The 21,283-nt window shown below is 61.1% G+C and carries 24 protein-coding genes; 3 read left to right on the top strand and 21 right to left on the bottom strand.

Features of this window, described 5'->3' with window-relative positions:
* Positions 1-13 precede the first annotated feature (13 nt).
* Positions 14-994, bottom strand: a complete 981-nt coding sequence (locus tag BM321_RS19680) for a 2-dehydro-3-deoxygalactonokinase (protein WP_092444129.1) — start codon at positions 992-994, stop codon at positions 14-16.
* A gap of 188 nt (positions 995-1,182) precedes the next feature.
* Here BM321_RS19680 and BM321_RS19675 point away from each other — a divergent pair, with 188 nt between their 5' ends.
* A complete protein-coding gene (locus tag BM321_RS19675) occupies positions 1,183-1,815 on the top strand; it encodes a glutathione S-transferase family protein (RefSeq protein WP_092444127.1) in 633 nt (210 codons plus the stop codon).
* A gap of 5 nt (positions 1,816-1,820) precedes the next feature.
* On the opposite strand, the gene BM321_RS19670 is transcribed toward BM321_RS19675, so the two are convergent.
* Complete coding sequence (locus BM321_RS19670) at positions 1,821-2,303, bottom strand: GNAT family N-acetyltransferase (protein ID WP_092328245.1); 483 nt, start codon at positions 2,301-2,303, stop codon at positions 1,821-1,823.
* A 189-nt stretch (positions 2,304-2,492) separates the two neighbouring features.
* On the opposite strand from BM321_RS19670, the gene BM321_RS19665 reads away from it, so the two are divergent.
* Positions 2,493-2,837 carry a hypothetical protein gene (locus tag BM321_RS19665; RefSeq protein ID WP_060741249.1) on the top strand — a complete coding sequence of 115 codons (345 nt, stop codon included), beginning with the start codon at positions 2,493-2,495 and terminating at the stop codon, positions 2,835-2,837.
* A gap of 36 nt (positions 2,838-2,873) precedes the next feature.
* Positions 2,874-3,254, top strand: coding sequence for a Rho termination factor N-terminal domain-containing protein (locus BM321_RS19660; RefSeq protein ID WP_092168536.1), 381 nt, complete (start codon positions 2,874-2,876; stop codon positions 3,252-3,254).
* Positions 3,255-3,663: 409 nt separating this feature from the next.
* Here the strand turns inward: BM321_RS19660 and araH are convergent, their stop codons facing one another.
* The 19 genes from araH to fabG all read right to left on the bottom strand — a co-directional run bounded on the left by araH (position 3,664) and on the right by fabG (position 21,276).
* Positions 3,664-4,632: an L-arabinose ABC transporter permease AraH gene (gene araH / locus BM321_RS19655; RefSeq protein WP_025214842.1), complete on the bottom strand. Its 969-nt coding sequence runs from the start codon at positions 4,630-4,632 to the stop codon at positions 3,664-3,666.
* A 10-nt stretch (positions 4,633-4,642) separates the two neighbouring features.
* Entirely contained in the window at positions 4,643-6,187 is a 1,545-nt protein-coding gene (gene araG / locus BM321_RS19650; RefSeq protein ID WP_092444125.1) for an L-arabinose ABC transporter ATP-binding protein AraG, read from the bottom strand.
* A gap of 75 nt (positions 6,188-6,262) precedes the next feature.
* The gene (locus BM321_RS19645; protein WP_060741245.1) at positions 6,263-7,267 is read right to left on the bottom strand and encodes a substrate-binding domain-containing protein; all 1,005 of its coding nucleotides are present in this window, start codon (positions 7,265-7,267) and stop codon (positions 6,263-6,265) included.
* Between the two features lie 174 nt (positions 7,268-7,441).
* Complete coding sequence (locus BM321_RS19640; protein ID WP_092444123.1) at positions 7,442-8,260, bottom strand: SDR family oxidoreductase; 819 nt, start codon at positions 8,258-8,260, stop codon at positions 7,442-7,444.
* A 236-nt stretch (positions 8,261-8,496) separates the two neighbouring features.
* The gene (locus BM321_RS19635) at positions 8,497-9,372 is read right to left on the bottom strand and encodes an SMP-30/gluconolactonase/LRE family protein (RefSeq protein ID WP_092444121.1); all 876 of its coding nucleotides are present in this window, start codon (positions 9,370-9,372) and stop codon (positions 8,497-8,499) included.
* Positions 9,369-10,115, bottom strand: coding sequence for a FadR/GntR family transcriptional regulator (locus BM321_RS19630; protein ID WP_092328259.1), 747 nt, complete (start codon positions 10,113-10,115; stop codon positions 9,369-9,371). Before BM321_RS19630 ends, BM321_RS19635 begins: the two co-directional genes overlap by 4 nt.
* A gap of 292 nt (positions 10,116-10,407) precedes the next feature.
* Positions 10,408-10,968: a DUF1285 domain-containing protein gene (locus tag BM321_RS19625; RefSeq protein WP_092444119.1), complete on the bottom strand. Its 561-nt coding sequence runs from the start codon at positions 10,966-10,968 to the stop codon at positions 10,408-10,410.
* A 15-nt stretch (positions 10,969-10,983) separates the two neighbouring features.
* Complete coding sequence (locus tag BM321_RS19620; protein WP_092201928.1) at positions 10,984-11,589, bottom strand: DUF4823 domain-containing protein; 606 nt, start codon at positions 11,587-11,589, stop codon at positions 10,984-10,986.
* A gap of 188 nt (positions 11,590-11,777) precedes the next feature.
* Positions 11,778-12,746 (bottom strand): GTP 3',8-cyclase MoaA, encoded by a 969-nt coding sequence (locus BM321_RS19615; RefSeq protein ID WP_072406311.1) that lies wholly within the window; start codon positions 12,744-12,746, stop codon positions 11,778-11,780.
* A gap of 156 nt (positions 12,747-12,902) precedes the next feature.
* Positions 12,903-13,541, bottom strand: a complete 639-nt coding sequence (locus tag BM321_RS19610) for a TetR/AcrR family transcriptional regulator (RefSeq protein WP_060741238.1) — start codon at positions 13,539-13,541, stop codon at positions 12,903-12,905.
* Positions 13,542-13,925: 384 nt separating this feature from the next.
* Positions 13,926-14,720 carry a TatD family hydrolase gene (locus tag BM321_RS19605; protein WP_092444117.1) on the bottom strand — a complete coding sequence of 265 codons (795 nt, stop codon included), beginning with the start codon at positions 14,718-14,720 and terminating at the stop codon, positions 13,926-13,928.
* An 11-nt stretch (positions 14,721-14,731) separates the two neighbouring features.
* Positions 14,732-15,088: a PilZ domain-containing protein gene (locus tag BM321_RS19600; protein ID WP_092201924.1), complete on the bottom strand. Its 357-nt coding sequence runs from the start codon at positions 15,086-15,088 to the stop codon at positions 14,732-14,734.
* Between the two features lie 49 nt (positions 15,089-15,137).
* The gene (locus BM321_RS19595; RefSeq protein ID WP_092168519.1) at positions 15,138-16,124 is read right to left on the bottom strand and encodes a DNA polymerase III subunit delta'; all 987 of its coding nucleotides are present in this window, start codon (positions 16,122-16,124) and stop codon (positions 15,138-15,140) included.
* Positions 16,117-16,749, bottom strand: coding sequence for a dTMP kinase (gene tmk / locus BM321_RS19590; RefSeq protein WP_092328468.1), 633 nt, complete (start codon positions 16,747-16,749; stop codon positions 16,117-16,119). The genes BM321_RS19595 and tmk overlap by 8 nt, the downstream gene beginning before the upstream one ends.
* Before the next feature lie 20 nt (positions 16,750-16,769).
* Positions 16,770-17,930, bottom strand: a complete 1,161-nt coding sequence (gene mltG, locus BM321_RS19585) for an endolytic transglycosylase MltG (protein WP_092255820.1) — start codon at positions 17,928-17,930, stop codon at positions 16,770-16,772.
* A gap of 3 nt (positions 17,931-17,933) precedes the next feature.
* Positions 17,934-18,749 carry an aminodeoxychorismate lyase gene (gene pabC, locus BM321_RS19580; protein ID WP_092444229.1) on the bottom strand — a complete coding sequence of 272 codons (816 nt, stop codon included), beginning with the start codon at positions 18,747-18,749 and terminating at the stop codon, positions 17,934-17,936.
* Between the two features lie 2 nt (positions 18,750-18,751).
* Positions 18,752-19,996, bottom strand: a complete 1,245-nt coding sequence (fabF, locus tag BM321_RS19575) for a beta-ketoacyl-ACP synthase II (protein ID WP_092255817.1) — start codon at positions 19,994-19,996, stop codon at positions 18,752-18,754.
* A gap of 108 nt (positions 19,997-20,104) precedes the next feature.
* Complete coding sequence (gene acpP / locus BM321_RS19570; protein WP_003175607.1) at positions 20,105-20,341, bottom strand: acyl carrier protein; 237 nt, start codon at positions 20,339-20,341, stop codon at positions 20,105-20,107.
* 191 nt (positions 20,342-20,532) lie between these two features.
* The gene (fabG, locus tag BM321_RS19565; RefSeq protein ID WP_092328268.1) at positions 20,533-21,276 is read right to left on the bottom strand and encodes a 3-oxoacyl-ACP reductase FabG; all 744 of its coding nucleotides are present in this window, start codon (positions 21,274-21,276) and stop codon (positions 20,533-20,535) included.
* Positions 21,277-21,283: the final 7 nt, after the last annotated feature.

Below are 21,283 nucleotides of genomic sequence, written 5' to 3'. Positions count from 1 at the left end.
CCTCCAGTCAGGTTCAGGGGGCGGTGGAATCGAGCAACCCGGCCGCCACGGCCAGTTGCCACAAACCGCGTTCGGTGGCCTGTTCGGCCAGGACCACCCGGGCGAAGCCGCAGGCGTCGAGGGCCCGTTGATAACGGACACAGAGTTGGGAGTTGCCGATCAGCACCACCGTCGGCAGGTGCAGGCTGTCGCGGCGTCGGCGTTGTACCTGGGCCAACGCCGTCAGCTCATGGCCGATCAACAGGCCCGAGAGGTAGTCCGCTTGGGCACTGGCGCTCAACTCGCCGGTCAAGCCCAGGCTGCGGGCGCTGAACACGGTGGACAATGGGCCGATCTGGCCGTCCACCGACAACGCCACTTGCACGCCGCGATCAAAGGCCGCGCCATCGAAGGTCGCACTCCGTTGCTGGGTGCGGCCGAGAATGCTGTGGTCACTGAGCACGGCGAAGATCTCGCCGGTCATGAAGGTATCGAAATGCACGATGCGGCCATCGGCCACTTCCACCCATTTCGAATGGCTGCCCGGCAGGCCGATCAGCACCGCTTCGTCCGGCAGGCTGGCCAACGCACCGAGCACCTGGGTTTCTTCGCCGCGCATGACATTGGGCAAGCGTGAACGCTGAATCACGCCCGGCACGATGTGCACATCGACACCGCGAAGGCTGCGAACGGTTTGTAGGGAATGTCCGAGATTGGCGACGTTGGCGGGTGTGTCGCAGTACGGCGCTTCACGCCAGCCCTGAGCACTGCCGACCATACCGCAGGCAATGACAGGCAAGCCTGGCTGGGCATCGAGCCAGTCGCCGCAGGCCTCGTCGAAGGCCAGCTCGAAACCGTCGATGCACATCTGGCCGGCCACGTTTCGCGGCCCGGAGGGCAACTGCATGATCCCCGACGACAGCGAACGCTGCTCGAGCACCTCGCCATCGGCTGCGAGTTTGTAAGCCCGTAATGAGGTGGTCCCCCAGTCGAGCGCGATCAATTGCGCCTGCATCCGCTTCACCTGTTTTGTTTTTTGGCAGTGAGTGAGACGGACTATAAACCTGGGGGCAATTAAATCTCAATATATAAATATCACTCCCATATATTGGGACAAAAATACATTACCTACAAAGCCAATCGCCATCCGCCCAAGACCCTGCTACGTTTTCTGACCGGACACCAGACAACAGGGAAAAAGTGATGGGACAACTGCTGAAAATCCTCGGCCGCACGTCTTCGATCAACGTCAGAAAAGTGCTGTGGACCTGCCAGGAACTGGACATCGCCTACGAGCGCGAAGATTGGGGCATCGGCTTTGCCTCGACCCAGGACCCGGCGTTCCTGGCCCTGAATCCCAATGCCCAGGTGCCGGTGATCATTGATGAGAACGGCGTGTTCTGGGAATCCAATACCATCTGCCGCTACCTGGTGGGCAAGCATGGGCCCAGCGATCTGCTACCTGTCGAGCCTGCCGCCCGGGCGCGGATCGAACAGTGGATGGACTGGCAAGCCACGGAGCTCAACCCATCCTGGGGCTACGCCTTCCACGCCTTGGTGCGCAAGAATCCGGACTTCCAGGACCCGCAGCGCATCGCCACCGGCATCAAGGGCTGGAACGAGAAGATGGGGTTGCTGGAGCAGCAGTTGAACCGCACCGGCGCCTACGTGGCCGGTACGGCGTTTTCCCTCGCGGACGTGCTCATCGGCCTGTCCGTACACCGTTGGCGCCAGGCGCCCATGGAGCGTCCCGACTATCCGGCCGTGGCGGCCTACTGCAAACGCCTCGAGCAACGACCGGGGTTTGCCGAGTACGCGTCTGCCGCACACTCATGAAGTGCTCAGTGGCCGTTAGCGAAATCCCTTAGCACCTTGCCGTCCATTCGGTAGCGCACCCACTCTTCCTGGGGTTGCGCGCCGAGGGATTTGTAGAACTCGATGGCCGGTGTGTTCCAGTCCAGCACGCTCCATTCGAAGCGACCGCAATCGTTGTCGCAGGCGATCTTCGCCAGGTGGCGCAATAGCGTCTTGCCCGCCCCGCCACCGCGCTGCTCAGGCGTGATGTACAGGTCTTCGAGGTACAAGCAGTTACTGCCCAGCCAAGTGGAATAACTGAAGAAAAACACCGCGAAACCAATCGGCACGCCATCACGCAGGCAGATCAACCCGTGGGCGGTCGCGCCTTCGCTGAACAGGCTGCGCTCGATGTCGGCCACACTGGCGATGACTTCGTGGCGGGCCTTTTCGTAATCGGCCAACTCGGTGATGAAGGCAAGGATTTGAGGCGCATCGCTGGGTTGCGCAGGACGGATCTGGATCGACATGAACAGGCCTTGTAGCCAATTGAAAGCGCCATACTAAGCCGCTGCGCGACGCTCGTCACATACCGATCCAACTATTTGATCGCCGACGCGAGCTTCCCTCACACGTGCCATTCGTCGCGCCCAAGGCACCAACCCCAAGCCACCACGGCCCAAGATCAGGTAAGCATTCTGAAAAATGGAGGCGACACCATGATCACTTCAAGGCTGACTGCATTCACACTCGCCACGCTGCTGTCTTCGGTGGCTTTCGCGGCTTCCACTTCCGGCACCGGCCCCACCGACCCGGTACAGGCGCCCAATTCTCCAGCCACGCAAGGCCTGCCCAAGTTGAACACCGACGGCACCGGCGGCGGCCTGAACAACGGCCAGCCACCTGCCACCGGCACCGATCCCCGCGTGCAGGGTAATGACATGGGGCGCCAGGGCGGCATGAATACGCCTGACTCCACCGCCCCTGACAACGCCGAGACCGGCGTGGGTTCGAAAACCACGACCGGTGGCTCGGGCTCCGAAGGTGGCGCTGCCAGCCAGTAAGCAGCCTCTGCCCGGACATTTGAGGAGGAAAATCCCATGCCTCGTGGAAGCAAAGACAAATACACCGCCGAGCAAAAACGCAAGGCCGAACACATTGAAAAGAGTTACGAGAAAAAAGGCGTGTCGGAGAACGAAGCCGAGGCACGGGCCTGGGCGACGGTGAACAAGCAGTCCGGCGGCGGCGAACGCTCCGGTGGTTCGGGGAAGACCAAACCGGCTGTGGAAAAGAAAACCGACCGCAAGGAATCGGCCCGCCGCGCCGCCAAGACCCGCGAAGGTCACCCGCGCAGCAGCAAGGCCTCCCATGGGACCCAGACGGTGGACAGCCTGATGAAGGAGGCCCGGGCGAAAAACATTCCCGGACGGTCGAAGATGCGCAAGCAGGAATTGGTCGAGGCGTTGCGCAAAGCGGGATGATCGTTGGCGTCAGGGAGGACGCCATCGCGGGCAAGCCCGCTCCCACATAGGATCGGCGGTGTGTCGCGATGTTGTGCCGGACACAAAAACCTGTGGGAGCGAGCTTGCTCGCGATAGCGGTGGGTCAGCTTGTATCAATGCTGAATGTACCCCCGCCTTCGCGGGCAAGCCCGCTCCCACATAGGATCGGCGGTGTGTCGCGATGTTGTGCCGGACACAAAAACCTGTGGGAGCGAGCTTGCTCGCGATGGCGGTGGGTCAGCTTGTATCAATGCTGAATGTACCCCCGCCTTCGCGGGCAAGCCCGCTCCCACATAGGATCGGCGCTGTGTCGCGATGTTGTACCGGACACAAAAACCTGTGGGAGCGAGCTTGCTCGCGATAGCGGTAGATCAGTCACAAATGATCTTCAGCGTTGCTTCAAACGGTCGATCACCACCGCCAGCAACAGGATCGAGCCGCGGATGACGTATTGGTAGAAGGTGTCGATGTTCTTCAGGTTCATCGCGTTCTCGATGATCGCCAAGATCAACACCCCGGCGATAACGTGGCGAATCATGCCGATGCCACCGCTCAACGACACCCCACCCAGCACGCAGGCCGAGATCACGGTCAATTCGAAGCCTTGGCCGATCATCGGCTGGCCCGAGGTCATGCGCGACGCCAGGATGACCCCGGCCAAGGCACCGATCAAGCCATGCACGGCGAAGATGATGATCTTGGTGCGATCGACGTTCACCCCCGCCAACAACGCCGCTTCCTGGTTACCGCCGATGGCCATGGTGTTGCGCCCGTAGGTGGTGTAGTTCAGCAGCCAGCCGAAAAACAGGAAGCAGACGATGGTGATCAGGATCGGCACCGGCACGCCGAACAATTGGCCGTTGCCGAACACGAAGAACGATTCCTGCGAGACACCCACCGCCTTGCCGTTGGCAAAGATATAGGCCAGGCCACGGACGATCTGCATGGTCGCCAGGGTGGTGATCAAGGCGTTGACCCGCAGCTTGGCGATGACGATGCCATTGATCAGGCCGACAATCAGCCCCATCGCCAGCGCCGCGCTGACGCCGAGGAACACGCTGTTGGTGTCGCGCATCACCACCGCCGCGACCACGCCGGCACAGGCAATCACCGAACCGACCGACAAGTCGAAATGCCCGGACGCCAGGCAATACAACATGGTGCACGCGGCGATGCCGGTGGTGGAAATCGCCAGGCCCAGGCCGCGCATGTTCAACGGCGACAGGAAGTTGTCGATCATCAAGGTGCAGAGCACGAAGATACCGATGGCCGCCAGCAGCATGACCCAGTCATCCAGGAAACGACGCAGGTCCAGGGGTTTGCGTGCCGTTGGCAGTGCATTGTTTTGAATGGTCATGATTTACCTCTCAGTTCGCCGCGTCGGCAACGCGTTGGCGCGGCAGCGCCAGTTGCAGCAGGTTGGATTCGTTGGCCTGGTCACGCGACAGCTCGCCGCGCATGGCCCCTTCGCAAAGCACCAGGATTCGGTCGGAAATGCCCATCACTTCCATCAGGTCGCTGGACACCACAATTACCGCGATGCCATCGGCCGCCAGGTTGTGGATAATCTGGTAGATCTCCGCCTTGGCGCCGATATCGATGCCACGGGTCGGTTCGTCCAGCAGCAGGACTTTCATCGGCATCGACAGCCAGCGACCGAGGATCGCCTTCTGCTGGTTGCCGCCGGACAGGTACATGATTTTCTGGCTGGCCGCCGGGGTCTTCACTTTCAGCGACTTGATCTGCTTGTCGGCATTGCCCCGCTCCCAGTCGCCGCGCAGCAAGCAGCCGAGCGCGGAATGAGCCGGACGGGCACTGATGTTGATGTTCTCGCCCACGCTGCCCAGTGGGATGATGCCTTCCTTCTTGCGATCTTCCGGGCACAGCAGCACGCCAGCGGCGATGGCATCCCGTGGCGAACGCAGTTTCAATTCCTTGCCGTGCAGCACGAGGCTTCCCTCGCTCTGGCGCTCCAGGCCACTGAGCAAGCGAAACAGCTCGGTACGACCGGCACCGACCAGCCCGAACAATCCAAGGATTTCACCCTTGTGCACCTGGAAACTCACCGGTTCGCGCAAACCCGGCCCCAGCAGGCCCTTGACCTGCAGCGCCACATCGCCGCGCTCCCGAGGGCGGTAATCATAGATGTCCTGGATATCGCGACCGACCATGCACGTGACCAACTGATCGTGGGTCAGCTCGCTCATGTTTTCGAAGGTCCGGACATAACGACCGTCCTTGAATACCGTCACCGCGTTACAGATACGGAACACTTCTTCCATGCGGTGGCTGACGTACAGCACCACTTTGCCCTCGTCGCGCAAGCGGGCGATGATCGCCATCAAACGGTCGATCTCCCGGGCCGACAGGCTACTGGTGGGTTCGTCGAAGGCAATGACGTGGGCGCCACGGGACAAGGCCTTGGCGATTTCCACCAATTGGCGCTGGCCGAGGGACAGGCGACCGACTTTTTCCTGCGGGTCGATTTCGTCGGCCAGGCCTTTGAGCAGCGCCAGCGCCTGCTGGCGCAACACGCCACGGTTGACCAGGCCGAAACGCGCCGGCAAATGGCCGAGAAACAGGTTTTCGGCGACGGTCATTTCCGGCACCAGGTGCAGCTCCTGGTGAATCACCGCCACCCCGCTGGCGATGCTGTCGGCGGTGCCTTTGAAGGCCATCGTCTGTTCGCCGATCTGCAGGTCGCCGCTGCTCGGGATGTAGGCGCCACCGAGGATCTTCAGCAACGTGGACTTGCCCGCGCCATTCTCGCCCATCAAGGCATGCACCTGCCCCGGATGCGCGACGAAACTGATATTGGCCAGCGCCTGCACGCCGGGAAAGGATTTGCCGATCCCGTTGAACCGCAAGCTACCGCCGATGTTGTGTTGCAGTGTCGCTGTTTGCGCTTGCATAACCACCTCGAACTTACAGAGATCAAGCGACCCCGCCACTCATGTGGCCAGGGCCGCTTTTGAATCAACCGACCGTCAGTTCCACAGGCCGATCTTTTCCAGCTCCTGCTTGAAGTTCTCCCGGGTGATCAGCGTCACCTCGTCCATGGCGGTGTACTTCGGCGGTTCCTTGCCGGTGGTGATCCACTCGTACATCATCTCGGCGGTCTTGTAGCCTTCGATGTGCGGGCTTGGCAGCATCGAACCGAAGAAGCCGCTGTCGGGCTTCTTCAATTCACCGATGGCGTCGGTGCCGTTAATACCGATGCCAATCACATTGGCCGCCTTGAACCCGGCCGCTTCGGTAGCGCGCACGCCGCCCAGCACGGTGTTGTCGTTCATGCCGCCGATGATCAGGTTTTTCGCGGCGCTTGGCAGCTTCACCAACGCCGAGTTGGTGGAGTCCATGCTACCGGGTACGTCGAGGGTCTTGAGTGCCGAATAAAGGATGTGGTCTGCCGGCATCCCGGCCTTCTTCAGGGCATCGACCGAACCGTCGGTGCGCTTCTTGCCGGTGTCCAGCTCGTTGAAGGTGTTGATTACCGCGTAGGTATCTTTCCACTCCCAGTTGCGCTTTTTCGCTTCAGCGGCCATGGCGGCACCCTGCTTCTGGCCCACCTCGAACGCGGCCATGCCCAGGTACGGCACGTCCTCCATGAATTTGCCGTTGGCATCGACGAACCGGTCGTCCACGGCAATCACCTTGAGATCATTGAGCTTGGCCTTGGCCATGATGGCCGGGCCGAGAGACACGTCCGGCGGGCAGATCACAAAGCCCTTGGCACCGTTGGCGGCCAGGCTGTCGATGGCCGAGAGGGTCTTCTCGCCGTCAGGCACGGCGATCTTGATCAACTCGAAGCCTTTGTCCTTGCTCGCCTTCTCGGCGAACGCCCATTCGGTCTGGAACCAAGGCTCCTCAGCCTGCTTGACCAGGAAACCGATTTTTACGGGGTCGGCCGCCAGCAAGCTGCTGCTGAGGCTGACCGCGGTGACCGCCAGGGCGGCGCGACACAGGGAACGGATCCCACGACGATGATTCATAGTTGACTCCTTGTTTTTTTTATTGAAAGCCAAACGTCCAGGGTCTGCTCCACCGACGGTGGAAGTGCGCAGGCTGGGCGGTTACATCAAGTTGCTACACAGCATAGGCCTAAATAGTCATATCGTATGATGATTGGATTACAGACGAAGTTTCCCACTGCAATCCAGGCATATTCAGTCGTGGTACATGACCGAACGTCCTCCATCGATGGTGATGCATGAGGCATTGATAAACGGTGCTTCGTCACTGGCCAGGAACACGGCCGTCATTGCCACTTCGATCGGTTGCCCGATGCGGCGTGGCGGGTGCAGATCCCGTGCACGCTGGCGTTCGGCATGGGGGTCGGCAAAACCATTCCAATAGTCGATGTTCAGTTGGGTTTCGATGTAGCCCGGGGCGATGGCGTTGACCCGTATGCCCTTGGGGGCGTACTCGATGCCCAGGGCGCGGGTCAGGCCGAGCAGGCCATGCTTGGCCACCGGGTAAGGGAAACAGCCGGGAATGATGTGAGACGAATGGGTCGAGGCGATGTTAATGATGCTGCCCACGCCCTGCTCGATCATCTGTGGCAACACCGCCTTGCAACCGTACCAGGCGCCATCCAGGTCGATGGCGAAGCAGCGGCGCCAGTCCTCTTCGGTCATTTCCAGCGGGTCACGGAAGACATTGACGCCCGCGCAGTTGACCAACACATCGATGCGCCCGTGCAGCTCGACGGCACGACGGGCCATGGCCTGCAAATCCTGCTGCTTCGACACATCGGCCTGCAGTGCGTGCACATCGGCGCCGCGTTCACGCCAATGGGCGGCCACCGCCTCGACCTTCTGCGCCTGGATATCACTGATCACCAGCCGGGCCTGTTGCGAAGCGAATGCCGCGACGATGGCTTCGCCAATGCCCTGGGCGGCGCCGGTCAACAGCACCACCTTGTCCTTCAGGCGTTCGCCCTTGGGTGGCTCCGGCACGGGTGGCAAGACCAAGGGCTCAGCCATGGCTCAGGACTCCTGTCCCCAGGCACGACAAAAACCGGGCATCCACGGATGACCGGCGCGAAGGCGCTTGAAAGAACAGTGGCCGGCGTACGCCGCCGGGGCGTACGGGGAAAGATCGTTGCATCACTTCACCTGTCTTGTTTTTTTAGTGTGAGTGCGTATTGCCGATGGAGCCGACTATAAACCCGGCCGCCAAACAATCTCAATATATATATTTACATCCCATATTTTGGGATTCAGCCAGCAAACCTTGTACAGGCCACCCCAGGCACGTCGACACGCATCGACAGCACGGCACCGTCCAGCGGATGACCCAATAGGCTCGCCGCGCTGGTGATGTACAACGTCTTGAGGTCTTCGCCGCCGAATACACAACTGGTCGGGCGGCTGACGGGCAATTCGATCACCCGATCAACCTGCCCGTCCGGGGTCAGCCGCAACAGGCAACTGCCGTCCCAGCGGGCGTTCCAGATATGCCCTTGGGCATCCATCGCCGAGCCATCCGGACCGCCACGCGGGTGCGGACCGAACCAGACCTCGGCAGGCGCCAGGTTGCCTTCCGGGTAAATAAAGTGCCGATACAACGTGCCATCCAGGCTGTCGCCGAAATAGACCGTGGTGCCATCGGGGCTCCAGAGCAAGGTGTTCGGGATGCCCAGCCCGCGCAACAAGGGCAAGACCCGGCCATCACTCGCGACGCGAAACAGGCCGCCAGACCGATGCTCGATCGGCAAGTCCTCGCCTTCTGCACCGAGGTTGTTCTGCATCGTGCCGAGCCAGAGTTGACCCAGGGGGTCGCAACGGGCCTCGTTGGCGCGGTTGCCTGGCTGAGGGTCGGCCATGCACAGCAATCTCAGGCGCGGTTCCAGGCCCGGCGAATCAAGATCGAGGCGGTAGACGCCACTGCTCAGGGTCACCAGCGCGTCGCCACTTTGGGTCGGTATAAAGGCGGAGACATGCTCGGGCATCTGCCAGATCTCCACATTGGCGCCGATCAGCCGCAGGGCCTGCTTGCCGGCGATATCGACCCAATACAACGCTTGGGTCGGCGCATCCCAGAACGGCCCTTCGCCCAATTTCGCCCGGTGTTCCGTCACAGCCATCCACTTCATTGAAACCTCCCGTTCCCGACTTGCCCGGCGGCGTCTGTTCGACCCGCCATGACATTGGGGTAAAAGCGTTTGATCGCCAGGTCAGCGTTATCGATCAGGGTCATGCAGGCCCAGACGCCCCGCGCCGCGTCACGGGCGGCGATGGCGTCGGCGATGTCCTTGTGGATGGGCAAGGTGCGGCGCAGCTCATCCGGGTCGGCCGCCGACACCTCGAATGACACCGCCAGCAGCGCCCCCAGGGCCGGGACCATTTGTTCGATGAATTGATTATGGCTGGCGGCCAGAATGCACTCGTGGAAAAACTGGTCCGCGCGGTTGTAATCGGTGCCGCTGTCCACCGCCCGTTCCAGCGCATGGTAGGCCAGGCGGATCGCCTGCACCTGATCGGCGGTGGCCCGCTCGCAGGCCCAGCGCACCGCCATCGGCTCGATGGTACGGCGCAGGTCCAGCAAATCATCGACGAAGTTTTCCGGCAGGCCGCTGCGTGACAGCCAACCCACCACCTGGGGGTCGAACAGGTTCCAGCGGCGCACCGGCAACACCCGTGTGCCGACTTTCGGCCCGACCTCCAGCATCCCCTTGGCCACCAGAGTCTTGATCGCCTCGCGAATCACCGTGCGACTGACACCCAGTTGCTCGCCCAAATCCGCTTCGACCTTGATGGTTTGCCCAGGCTTGACCTGGCCGGCGGCTATCCAGCCCCCCAGCCAATCGACGGTCGATGCATGAAAACTGCTGGACATGACAACCCCGCGGGCCACTCTTGTTGGAGGCTCACGCTAATCATCATACGATTGGGTGTCAATTTTAATTTGACTTGACCACTGTGGGAGCGGGCTTGCTCGCGAAAGCGGTGGGTCAGTCAAGAAGATACTGGATGTGCCGACGCCTTCGCGAGCAAGCTCGCTCCCACAGGGTTTGGTGGCGTACACAGATATTGCAGGCGCCCCAAATTCACTGTGGGAGCGAGCTTGCTCGCGATAGCGGACGTCCAGCCAACACAGACGTTGGATCAGCCATCGCTCCCACAAGAGCTCAGGGTTCCAGGCCTATCGGGAAGAACACGCCACCACTCCACACGCCCAGCCAGCGCTGCCCGTCGATCTCGCGACTGACCGCCAGCTCCACCAATTGGTAGAACACATTGCGATGGACCAGCGCTTCGAGATTGCTGCGCACATGTACGTAGGGCGCCGGTTCCTGGGTCTGGGGATCGATCATCACCCGCAACGGATGCTCGGCGCCAGCCTCAGTGGTTTCCTCGACATTGGTGGTGAAGCGCAACAACTGCCCTTCCCCCTGCCCTTCAACCTCAAGGGTCACGGCCACGAACGGCGCGTCGTCGACCTTGATGCCGACTTTTTCCACAGGGGTAATCAGGAAGTAATCATCGCCGTCGCGGCGGATGATGGTGGAGAACAGCTTGACCATCGGTTTTCGCCCGATGGGCGTGCCCAAGTAGTACCAGGTACCGTCCCGGGCGATACGCATGTCGATGTCACCGCAGAAATCCGGGTTCCACTGGTGGACCGGCGGCAGGCCTTTGGTCTTTGGGATCTGCCCCAGCAAGTCATTGGCTTTTTGCGGTCCGCTCATGGTGACTCCTTGTGATTACTCGTCGCTCATCCCCAGCAGGCTGCGGGCATATTCACGCAACGGCGTGGCGATGAGGTCCTGGGGCTGTTTGTCGTGCAACGTCAGTAAACCGCCACGACTCTTGATCCGTGCAGTATCAATCAAATACTGGGTACTGGTCTCGATCAACATGATTTGAATCACGCTGGTATCGACACCGAGGCGATCCACGGCTTCTTCATCCAGCCATTCGTCGGAGTTGCCGATGCGGTTATCGGCCTTGGCGAAGCGGGTGTACAACAGGTAATGAGCACCCGCGGCACGGGCTTCGCCCATGGCCTGGTCGAGGCCTTCGGGAACACGGGCGCGACGGACCATGGGGAAATATTCGATGAAGCCATTGAAGGCTTCTTCGGCCACCACGTTGGGACGCGGATAGGCACTGCCCGGCGGAGCGAAGGCGCCCTGGGCGATGTAGATGAACGAGTCAGGCTGAATACGCAGGTTGTTTATACGACGGCTGTCGCTATGGTCCAGCAGGCCGGCGTCGCTCATGTGATAACGAACGCCCTCTCCCATGTCGCTGACATTCATGCAACCGCCAAGCACCAAAACGGCCAGCAGCAAAACCAGGCTACGCATCCTACCCTCCAGAAACCGGTGTCGGAAAACCGGCGAATGGTCGTGGGATGCAGCTTTTGCGCCAGCTCATCGAGATGGGGAGTCAGATGTACCCAGGGAAATGGAAAATTGCTATCGCGGGCAAGCCTTGCTCCCACAGGGTAAGCATCGTACTTGTGGGAGCAAGGCTTGCCCGCGATAGCAATGGATCAGCCGCCGATGATCTTCATGATGGTCGCACCACCGGAGAACGCCACTTCCTGCTTGTCTCCCAAGGCTTTGACCAGCAAGCGCTGAAGAGCGGGCAACGCCTGGTGACGCGGCTTGTCCAGGAGATCGCCGACAAAGTGACGGTTACTGGAGGAAAGACAGCCATGCAACCACCCCGTAGAGGACAGCCGCAGGCGCGAGCAGGTCCGGCAGAAAGGCACGCTTTCATTGGCGATCACGCCGAAATACCCCAGCCCCGGGATTTCATAGCGCACCGCCGTGGCATCCACCGGCGCGTCGGCTTGCAGGTATTCGTACTGGTCGCCGATCAGGCTGAGCAGTTGCTGGAGGCTGACGAACTGCTGCAGGAAGGCGTTGGAGTCGCTGGCCAGGTGGCCCATGCGCATCAACTCGATGAAACGCAACTCATAACCACGTTCCAGGCAGTATTCGAGCAACGGCATCACCTGGTCCAGGTTCTGTCCGCGCAACGGCACCATGTTGACCTTGATCTTCAACCCGGCGGCCCGAGCCTGTTCCATGCCGTCAAGCACGGTCGCCAAGTCGCCGCCACGGGCGATGCTGCGAAACGCAACGGGGTCCAGGGTATCGAGGGAAACGTTGATGCGACGAATACCGGCGTCCACCAGCAGGGGCAGTTTTTTCGCCAGCAACTGGCCATTGGTGGTCAGGCTGATGTCTTCCAGCCCCATCTGCCCCACAGCCGTCATGAAACGCTCGAGCTTGGGGCTGACCAGCGGCTCGCCACCCGTGATGCGCAGCCGCTCGATACCGGCGGCCTCGATCAAATAGGCCACGCCGCGCGCCATGGCGTCGGCCGACAATTCATCCTGCGCAGCCACCAACCGCTTGCCATCAGGCACGCAATAGGTACAGGCGTAATTGCAGGCTGAGGTCAGGCTGATCCGCAAATTACGGAAACGCCTGCCTTGACGGTCAACGATCATGGATCACTCCGGCACAAGAAAAATCGGACTCGCGATAATTGACCTGGAAATCAAGATTTCGCAAGACCCAAGCCTGAGTATATTACTGGGGCACTGCGCCATGTAAGCGGACATGGCGCAATAAGGCAGCTGAATGTCTCGTTGCCGTGCGGCCAGTCAGTTGCTCGGGACGTCGGTGTCGCGCTTGCGCTTGTTGCCCATGCGCACGCCGATGTCCATCAGGAACTGGAAGAAACCTTCCTGGTCTTCCAGCACGTTGCTCCAGAACGGCGAGTGGTACAGCGCCACCGCGCCATGCACCAACGCCCAGGCAGCGCAATAGTGGAAATAAGGCGGCACGTCCTCGAGCTTGCCCTCGCTGATCCGGCCCTTGATCAGCAGGGTCAGGCGTTCGAAGTTCGAGGCGCGGATCTTGTGCAATTCCTCGACCATCTCCGGCACCTGGTTGCCCTTGACCACCTTCTCTTCCAGACGGTCGAACAAGCGGTAGCGCTGCGGGTCGCGCATGCGGAACTCGAAGTAGGCCCGGGACAGGGCCTCCTTGTCCTTGTCCACATCGGCCGAGTGCAACAGCTCGTTCAAATCGCGCTCGTAGTCGAGCATCAGGCGCAGGTAGATCTCCGCCTTGGATTTGAAATGTTTATAAATCGTGCCTTTGCCGATACCCACGGCATCCGCAATCATCTCGACGGTGACACTGTCTTCACCCTGGTCGAGGAACAACTTGAGCGCGGTGTCGAGAATTTCCTGCTCGCGGCGGCGAAACTCACGGACCTTACGGGGTTCTTTGTGCATAAGAAAAAGGTCTGAAGGGTCAAAATTCGAAGCCGGGTATTATGCCTAACTTACGCAAAAATGCACGGATCATCCGTTCCCGGCCACTGTTCTTCACAAAACCATACACACCCGGCTCGCCGTTTCCCGGGTCAATGCGCCGCCCTGGCGAGCTTTGCCGACAGTGAGAACTTATCCGAAGCGAGCGTATTCCAAATTTGTTTAAAAACCGCCCCGGCCCGACTGGACGCGTTGGCATACTGATCAATACTTGAACTGTCGGCGCGACATCTCCCCCAAGTGACGCGCTGATAAAGGTACCAACGGACCGCGTGCCTTTGTTTTACTCCTAATGGTCTTAACCCGGATTCACCCCCCAGAACCCGGGTTTTTTTTGCATGGGATTCAGGTATCCACCGAACGGACGTGAGCCAGCGGAAACAATTGCTTAAAGTTTTCCGTCGTCTGCTCGGCAAACCGCTCGTAGGATTCCCCGCGCAACATCGCCAGAAATTCTGCCACTTCCCGTACGTATTGCGGAAGGTTCGGTTTGCCGCGATACGGAATCGGCGCCAGGTAAGGCGAGTCGGTTTCCACCAACAGCCGATCGGCCGGCACTTTGCTCGCGACGTCGCGCAAGGCATCGGCATTGCGGAACGTGACAATCCCGGACAAGGAAATGTAATAGCCCATGTCCAGGGCGGCCTTGGCCATGTCCCAGTCTTCGGTGAAGCAGTGCAGCACACCGGCCTGGGGCAGCGCGGCGTCACGCAGCAGGGCCAGGGTGTCGGCCCGGGCGCCACGGGTGTGGATGATCACCGGCTTGCCGGTCTGCCGGGCAGCTTCCAGGTGCAGCCGGAACGAGGCCTGCTGCACGTCGGCGGCTTCTGGCTCGTAGTGATAGTCCAGGCCGGTTTCGCCAATGGCGACCACCCGTGGATGATCGAGCTCATGCAACAGCCAATCGAGCGCCGGCGCGGCGTCGGGCTGGACATCCAGTGGGTGGACACCGACTGAACAATCGACATCGGCATAACGTTCGGCCAAGGCCTTGACGTCGGCGGCGTTGTCGGCACTGACGCCGATGCACAGGAAGTGCCCCACACCCCGCTCACGGGATGCGTCCAGCGCAGCATCCAGGGAACCGCCGTGGGCAACGAGGTCGAGACGGTCAAGGTGACAATGGGAGTCTACAAGCATAAAAGGCCAGGCTACATCGTATGGGTGGGACGGTCGGACTTCAGGGAGCCGGCCAAGTGGGTTTCGATCTGATTGCGGGCCGAATTGTCGCCGTCGTTGAACTGCACGCCCACGCCGGCGGCCCGATTGCCCTGGGCGCCCTTGGGGGTCAGCCAGATCACCTTGCCGGCGACCGGGATTTTCTCCGCCTCGTCCATCAGACTCAAGAGCATGAACACTTCATCGCCCAAGCGATAATTCTTGTTGGTCGGAATGAACAGGCCGCCGTTCTTGATGAAGGGCATGTAGGCGGCGTAAAGCACCGACTTGTCCTTGATGGTCAGGGACAGGATGCCGTTGCGTGGACCGGGACTGACAGGTTCGTTCATGCTGATCTCCGCTGCGGTTGAGCTGAGTTTAGTCGCTAGCTCGTGTCTGTCAGTTTCGACCAGGCAAACTCGCCCACTGCACCAACAGCGCCTCGAGCAACAGCACCCGATTGAGGTTCGCCTTGCTCAGCACCTTCTGCCGTTGGGCAAGAATCCAGTCCTGGATGTTCAAGATTTTATCCTGGCTGCTTTTCTGCGCCAGGTACTGGATCACCTTGCGCATGTCCGCCAGCCCCAGGCCCGCCTCGTCTTCGGTCAACTGGTAACGCAGGATCAGGCTCGACCAGTCGCAGAACCAGTCAAACAGCAGGAGTAGCGGGATGGCGTTCCAACCCTCGGCCAGCTGCGTGGGGGATTGTTGCTGCTTGAGCAGTTTCTTCACTCCGTCCACCACCAAGGCCCGCTGTTCACGCACGCCTTGGGCCTGAAGGCTGACAGCCGCCAGGGGCGAACCGGCCGCGAGGGTCAGCAGCTCGATACGTTCTTCATCGGTGTTGTCGGGCAAGGCTTGGGCCAGCCATTGCAAGCTCATCGCTTCGCTCGGCAGCGGACAGGCCTGTTGCACGCAGCGACTCTTGATGGTTGGCAACAAGCGACTCGGCTGGTGACTGACCAACAGCAGCACGGTATCGCCGGAGGGTTCTTCGAGGCTCTTGAGCAAGGCGTTGGCAGCGTTGATGTTCATCGACTCGACCGGCTCGATCAGCACCACTTTGCGCCCGCCCATCTGCGAGGTCTGAACCACGAAGCTGACCAGGTCCCGGACCTGGTCGACCTTGATCGCCTTGTCCGCCTCTTCCGGTTCCAGCACGTAATTGTCGGGATGGCTGCCGGCCTTGAGCAGCAGGCAGGACTTGCATTCACCACAGGCGTTCGAAGCCCCCGGACGCAGGCACAGCAGGCTGGCCATCAGGCGTTCGGCCAGTGCCCGCTTACCGATACCGACCGGGCCGTGCAGCAGATAGGCGTGGGCATGCTGGGCACGACCGGCCAGTTGCTGCCAGAGACCGTCTTGCCAGGGATAGGCTTCAGCCACGGACACGCTCCAGCAAACGTGGCAGCAAGCCGTCCAGGGATTGCTGGACCTGGGTCAGCGGCTGCGCGGCATCGATCAGCAGGTAACGCGCCGGATCGGCCTTGGCGCGCCCCAGGAAGGCGTTGCGCACGGCATTGAAGAAATCCTGGCCCTCAAGCTCGAAACGATCCAGCCGGCCACGGGCGCTGGCGCGGGCCAGGCCAATTTCCACTGGCAAGTCGAACACCAGGGTAAGGTCCGGTCGCAGGTCACCCTGGACGAAGGTTTCCAGCGCGGCGATGCGCTCCACGGACAAGCCCCGGCCGCCGCCCTGGTAGGCGTAGGTCGAATCGGTAAAACGATCGCAGAGCACCACGGCGCCACGGGCCAGCGCCGGGCGAATCACCTCGGCCAGATGCTGCGCCCGGGCAGCGAACACCAGCAGCAGCTCAGTGTCAGGGTTCATGACCTCTTCAAGGGGAGCCAGCAGTACCTCGCGAATACGCTCGGCCAGCGGCGTACCGCCCGGCTCACGGGTCAATACCACCTCGATGCCGGCGGCCCGCAGGCGTCCGGCCAGGTATTCGCGGTTGGTGCTCTTGCCGGCGCCTTCCGGGCCTTCCAGCGTTATAAACAAGCCAGTCACGGGGCGATCCTTAATCAAAGTCATTGCGGGCTCGGCGGCTCGCTGGCGTCCGGTTCGGGGGCCGGTACCTGGGGCGGCACCTGGGGCACCGCTTCGGGGGCCGTGTCGGGCGATGCCGCCGGGATCGGCGCCTGCTCGTCCGGCGTTGCCGGGGCCGGGCTGGAGCGGTAGTCGGCACGGCGCTTGAGCTGGAACTCGCGCACCGCGTTGTTGTGCGACTCCAGGTCATCGGAAAACACGTGGCTGCCATCGCCACGGGCGACAAAGTAAAGGCTGTTGCCCGGTGCCGGGTTCAACGCGGCGTGAATCGCTTCACGTCCCACCATCGCGATCGGCGTCGGCGGCAAGCCCGGGATCAGGTAGGTGTTATAGGGGTTTTCTTCTTTCAAATGGGCGCGGGTGAGTTTGCCCGTGTAACGCTCGCCCAGGCCGTAGATCACCGTGGGATCGGTCTGCAGCAGCATGCCCAGGCGCATGCGCCGTACGAAGACGCCGGCAATCTGCCCGCGCTCCTGGGGCACGCCGGTTTCCTTCTCCACCAGGGACGCCATGATCAGCGCCTGGTACGGCAAGGTGTAAGGCACATCGGCGGAACGCTGTGCCCACTCTTTGGCGAGCACGTCTTCCAGGCGGTCGTAGGCTTTCTTCAGCAGGTCGACATCCGAGGTACCGCGCACGAAGCGATAGGTGTCCGGGAAGAACCGACCCTCGGGAAATACGCCCGAATGACCGAGACGGTCCATGACCTGGCTGTCGCTCAGGTCGGTGAGGGTCTGCTGGAGCTTTTCATCCTTGGCCAGTGCGGCGCGCACCTGGCGGAAATTCCAGCCCTCCACCAGCGTCACGCTGTACTGCACCACTTCGCCGCGCTTCCAGACGGCGATCAGACCTTCCATGGTCATGCCCGGCACCATACGGTATTCGCCGGAGTGCAATGGCTGGTCGGCAAGATTGAAGCGCCAATAGATCCGCAGCCAGAAAGCGTCCTTGATCAAGCCATCGGCTTCGAGGCGCTTGAGGGTTCCGGTCGGGGTGGTCCCGTTGGGCACGTCCAGCAATTCTTCCTGGGTGATATTCAGCGGCTGTTGCAGCGCCGAATGAATCTTCCAGGCCGAAGCACCCAACAACAGCCCCGCCAGGACCAGTCCGGTCTCCAGCAGCAGCAAGAATTTACGTCTCACGAATCAAACATCCAATAGCGCACGGGCAAGGGTCTGCAGTTTACGGGTGAGCGGGCCAACCGACCAGCGCGCCGAACCGCATCCGCGTACCGGCCACACGCCATAAACGCTATTACAGACGAAGACTTCATCGGCCTGGTGCAGTTGTTCGAGGCTGATGTCGGTGATTTGCGTGACGATGCCTAGGGACTTGGCTTGAAACAATAATTCGGCGCGCATCACGCCGGCCACACCGCAACGGCTCAGGTCCGCCGTGAACAAGACGCCATCGCGCACCAGGAACAGGTTGCTGAACACACCTTCGATCACTCGTCCGGACGCGTCCAGCATCAAGCCTTCAGCGTACTGCGTATCGCGCCATTCGGCACGAGCCAGCACTTGTTCCAGGCGATTGAGGTGCTTGAGTCCGGCGAGCAAGGGCTGCTCGGACAAACGCACGGTGCAGGGAAACAGCAAAATGCCTTGGTCGCCATGGACGGCGGGATAGGCAGCCGGCGGACTGCCTTGCAGGATGCGCCTGGCCGGAGCCGAGGGATCGGCGGCATAACCGCGCAGGCTGTCGCCACGGGTCACGATCAACTTCAGCACACCGTCGCCCAGGTCGCGGGCGTAGGCGTCCAGCTCTGCGCTCAACGCGCTCATGTCGACGTTGAACGCCAACCGCTGGCAACCTGCTTCCAGGCGCTGCAGGTGACGCTCCAGCAACAGCAGGTTGCCACCGCGCACGGCGATGGTCTCGAACAACCCATCCCCGTAAGCCAGGCCGCGATCTTTCAGCGACAGGACGTCGGCTGGCTGACCGTCGACCCAGCTTTCCATCATCAACCGGCGAACCGGCGGAACACCAGCGAACCGTTGGTCCCGCCAAAGCCGAAGGAATTGGACAGCACCACATCGATGTCCATGCCGCGGGCAGTGTGCGGCACGAAGTCCAGGTCGCAGCCGTCGTCCGGCTCATCGAGGTTGATGGTCGGCGGCGCCGTCTGGCTGTTGATTGCCAGTACGCTGAAGATCGCTTCCACCGCCCCAGCCGCACCCAGCAGGTGACCGGTCATGGACTTGGTCGAGCTGACCGCCAGCTTGTAGGCGTGCTCGCCGAACACGGTCTTGATCGCCTGGGCTTCGGCCAGGTCGCCGGCCGGTGTGGAAGTACCGTGGGCGTTGATGTATTGCACCTGCTCGCCGTTGATTTTCGCGTCACGCAAGGCATTGGCGATGCAACGGGCCGCACCGGCGCCATCGGCCGGTGGCGAGGTCATGTGATACGCGTCGCCACTGGTGCCGAAGCCGATCAGTTCGGCGTAGATAGTCGCGCCGCGCGCCTTGGCGTGTTCCAGCTCCTCGAGCACCAGCGCACCGGCCCCGTCGGACAGTACGAAGCCATCGCGGCCCTTGTCCCATGGCCGGCTCGCGCGGGCGGGCTCGTCGTTGCGGGTCGACAGCGCACGGGACGCGCCGAAACCGCCCATGCCAAGACCGCAAGCGGCCATTTCAGCGCCACCGGCGATCATCACGTCCGCTTCGTCGTACATGATGTTGCGCGCGGCCATGCCGATACAGTGGGTACCGGTGGTGCACGCCGTGGCGATGGCGTAGTTGGGCCCCTGGGCACCCAGGTGGATGGACAGGAAACCGGAAATCATGTTGATGATCGAGCCCGGCACGAAGAACGGAGAAATCCGTCGCGGCCCCGAATCGTGCAGCGTGCGGCTGGTTTCTTCGATATTGGTCAAACCGCCAATACCCGAACCCATGGCCACGCCGATGCGTTCACGGTTGGCGTCGGTGACTTCCAGGCCAGCGTTACGCACTGCCTGGAAACCGGCGGCCAGGCCGTATTGAATGAACAGGTCGAGCTTGCGGGCCTCCTTGACCGACAGGTACTCCTCGACATTGAAGCCCTTTACCGAGCCGCCAAAACGGGTGGAATAGGCAGAAAGGTCGGTGTGTTCGATCAGACCAATGCCACTGCGGCCAGCCAGAATGCCCTGCCAACTGCTCGGCACATCCGTACCCAGTGGCGACAACATACCCATACCGGTGACTACGACGCGTCTACGCGACACAGCACTCTCCTTTTTCTAATGACGACTTTGCATCAGGCCTAAAGAAAAAACCGCACGCCGTGACGGCAGTGCGGTTTTTCCATGACAGCTAGCGACGACTAAAAACGATTACGCCTGGTGGCTGGTAACGTAGTCGATAGCAGCTTGTACAGTAGTGATCTTCTCAGCTTCTTCGTCAGGAATCTCGGTTTCGAATTCCTCTTCCAGAGCCATCACCAGCTCAACGGTGTCAAGGGAGTCGGCACCCAGGTCTTCAACGAAGGAAGCGGTGTTCACAACTTCTTCTTCTTTAACGCCCAGTTGCTCGGCAACGATTTTCTTGACGCGCTCTTCGATGGTGCTCATACCTTGTTTTCACTCCTAATGGACAAATTCAGGCAGCTGGCCGGTGGGTAAGTGTATAGAAGAACTTTTCGGTTTTTCAACCGAAAGCTTCACTCCTCAAACCCCGCGGCCCGCCGTCTATAAATTGATTGCAGCTTTATAACGGATTTTAGACAGCTCGTATGACATTTTTTTGAAGCAATCCGTCACATTTAACTCATGTACATCCCGCCGTTCACCGGGATTGTAGCCCCGGTCACGTATGCCGCACCGTCCGACGCAAGAAAAGCGACCACGGACGCGATTTCTTGAGCTTGCCCCAGACGACCCAGCGGAATCTGTGTCAACAAGGCGTCGCGCTGTGCTTCCGGCAGTTCACGGGTCATGTCGGTGTCGATGAAACCCGGTGCTACCGAGTTCACCGTAATCGAGCGCGAACCCACTTCACGCGCCAGCGCACGGCTGAAACCTTCCAGACCGGCCTTCGCCGCAGCATAGTTTACTTGGCCTGCGTTGCCCATGGCACCCACAACCGAGCCAATACTGATAATTCGCCCCCAGCGAGCCTTGGTCATGCCACGCAGAACGCCCTTGGACAGCCGGTACAGACTGTTCAGGTTGGTGTCGACGACGTCGAACCATTCGTCATCTTTCATGCGCATCATCAGGTTATCGCGGGTGATACCGGCATTATTGACCAGGATCGCCGGCGCGCCGAACTGCTCCTGAATACTTGCCAGCACCGCCGCAACGGACTCGTCGCGGGTGACGTTCAGCTCCAGGCCAGTGCCCTGGATGTCGTTTTCCTTCAGGGTCGCGGCGATACGCTCGGCGCCCGAAGCGGAAGTCGCGGTGCCGATGACGATGGCGCCTTGACGACCCAGCTCCAGGGCGATGGCCTGGCCGATGCCACGGCTTGCACCGGTCACCAGTGCAACTTTACCTTGCAGACTCATGCAAGTT

Source organism: Pseudomonas sp. NFIX10, from assembly GCF_900111955.1.
GTDB lineage: Bacteria > Pseudomonadota > Gammaproteobacteria > Pseudomonadales > Pseudomonadaceae > Aquipseudomonas > Aquipseudomonas fluorescens_AA.
Note: the sequence above shows the minus strand (reverse complement) of the source record. Positions and strands in the feature narration are given on the sequence as shown.

Excerpts from the sequence above, each read along its gene's own strand:
- BM321_RS19680 (WP_092444129.1), bottom strand. The coding sequence starts at position 994 with ATGCAGGCGCAATTGATCGCGCTCGACTGGGGGACCACCTCATTACGG.
- BM321_RS19675 (WP_092444127.1), top strand. The coding sequence starts at position 1,183 with ATGGGACAACTGCTGAAAATCCTCGGCCGCACGTCTTCGATCAACGTC.
- BM321_RS19670 (WP_092328245.1), bottom strand. The coding sequence starts at position 2,303 with ATGTCGATCCAGATCCGTCCTGCGCAACCCAGCGATGCGCCTCAAATC.
- BM321_RS19665 (WP_060741249.1), top strand. The coding sequence starts at position 2,493 with ATGATCACTTCAAGGCTGACTGCATTCACACTCGCCACGCTGCTGTCT.
- BM321_RS19660 (WP_092168536.1), top strand. The coding sequence starts at position 2,874 with ATGCCTCGTGGAAGCAAAGACAAATACACCGCCGAGCAAAAACGCAAG.
- araH (WP_025214842.1), bottom strand. The coding sequence starts at position 4,632 with ATGACCATTCAAAACAATGCACTGCCAACGGCACGCAAACCCCTGGAC.
- araG (WP_092444125.1), bottom strand. The coding sequence starts at position 6,187 with ATGCAAGCGCAAACAGCGACACTGCAACACAACATCGGCGGTAGCTTG.
- BM321_RS19645 (WP_060741245.1), bottom strand. The coding sequence starts at position 7,267 with ATGAATCATCGTCGTGGGATCCGTTCCCTGTGTCGCGCCGCCCTGGCG.
- BM321_RS19640 (WP_092444123.1), bottom strand. The coding sequence starts at position 8,260 with ATGGCTGAGCCCTTGGTCTTGCCACCCGTGCCGGAGCCACCCAAGGGC.
- BM321_RS19635 (WP_092444121.1), bottom strand. The coding sequence starts at position 9,372 with ATGAAGTGGATGGCTGTGACGGAACACCGGGCGAAATTGGGCGAAGGG.
- BM321_RS19630 (WP_092328259.1), bottom strand. The coding sequence starts at position 10,115 with ATGTCCAGCAGTTTTCATGCATCGACCGTCGATTGGCTGGGGGGCTGG.
- BM321_RS19625 (WP_092444119.1), bottom strand. The coding sequence starts at position 10,968 with ATGAGCGGACCGCAAAAAGCCAATGACTTGCTGGGGCAGATCCCAAAG.
- BM321_RS19620 (WP_092201928.1), bottom strand. The coding sequence starts at position 11,589 with ATGCGTAGCCTGGTTTTGCTGCTGGCCGTTTTGGTGCTTGGCGGTTGC.
- BM321_RS19615 (WP_072406311.1), bottom strand. The coding sequence starts at position 12,746 with ATGATCGTTGACCGTCAAGGCAGGCGTTTCCGTAATTTGCGGATCAGC.
- BM321_RS19610 (WP_060741238.1), bottom strand. The coding sequence starts at position 13,541 with ATGCACAAAGAACCCCGTAAGGTCCGTGAGTTTCGCCGCCGCGAGCAG.
- BM321_RS19605 (WP_092444117.1), bottom strand. The coding sequence starts at position 14,720 with ATGCTTGTAGACTCCCATTGTCACCTTGACCGTCTCGACCTCGTTGCC.
- BM321_RS19600 (WP_092201924.1), bottom strand. The coding sequence starts at position 15,088 with ATGAACGAACCTGTCAGTCCCGGTCCACGCAACGGCATCCTGTCCCTG.
- pabC (WP_092444229.1), bottom strand. The coding sequence starts at position 18,749 with ATGGAAAGCTGGGTCGACGGTCAGCCAGCCGACGTCCTGTCGCTGAAA.
- acpP (WP_003175607.1), bottom strand. The coding sequence starts at position 20,341 with ATGAGCACCATCGAAGAGCGCGTCAAGAAAATCGTTGCCGAGCAACTG.
- fabG (WP_092328268.1), bottom strand. The coding sequence starts at position 21,276 with ATGAGTCTGCAAGGTAAAGTTGCACTGGTGACCGGTGCAAGCCGTGGC.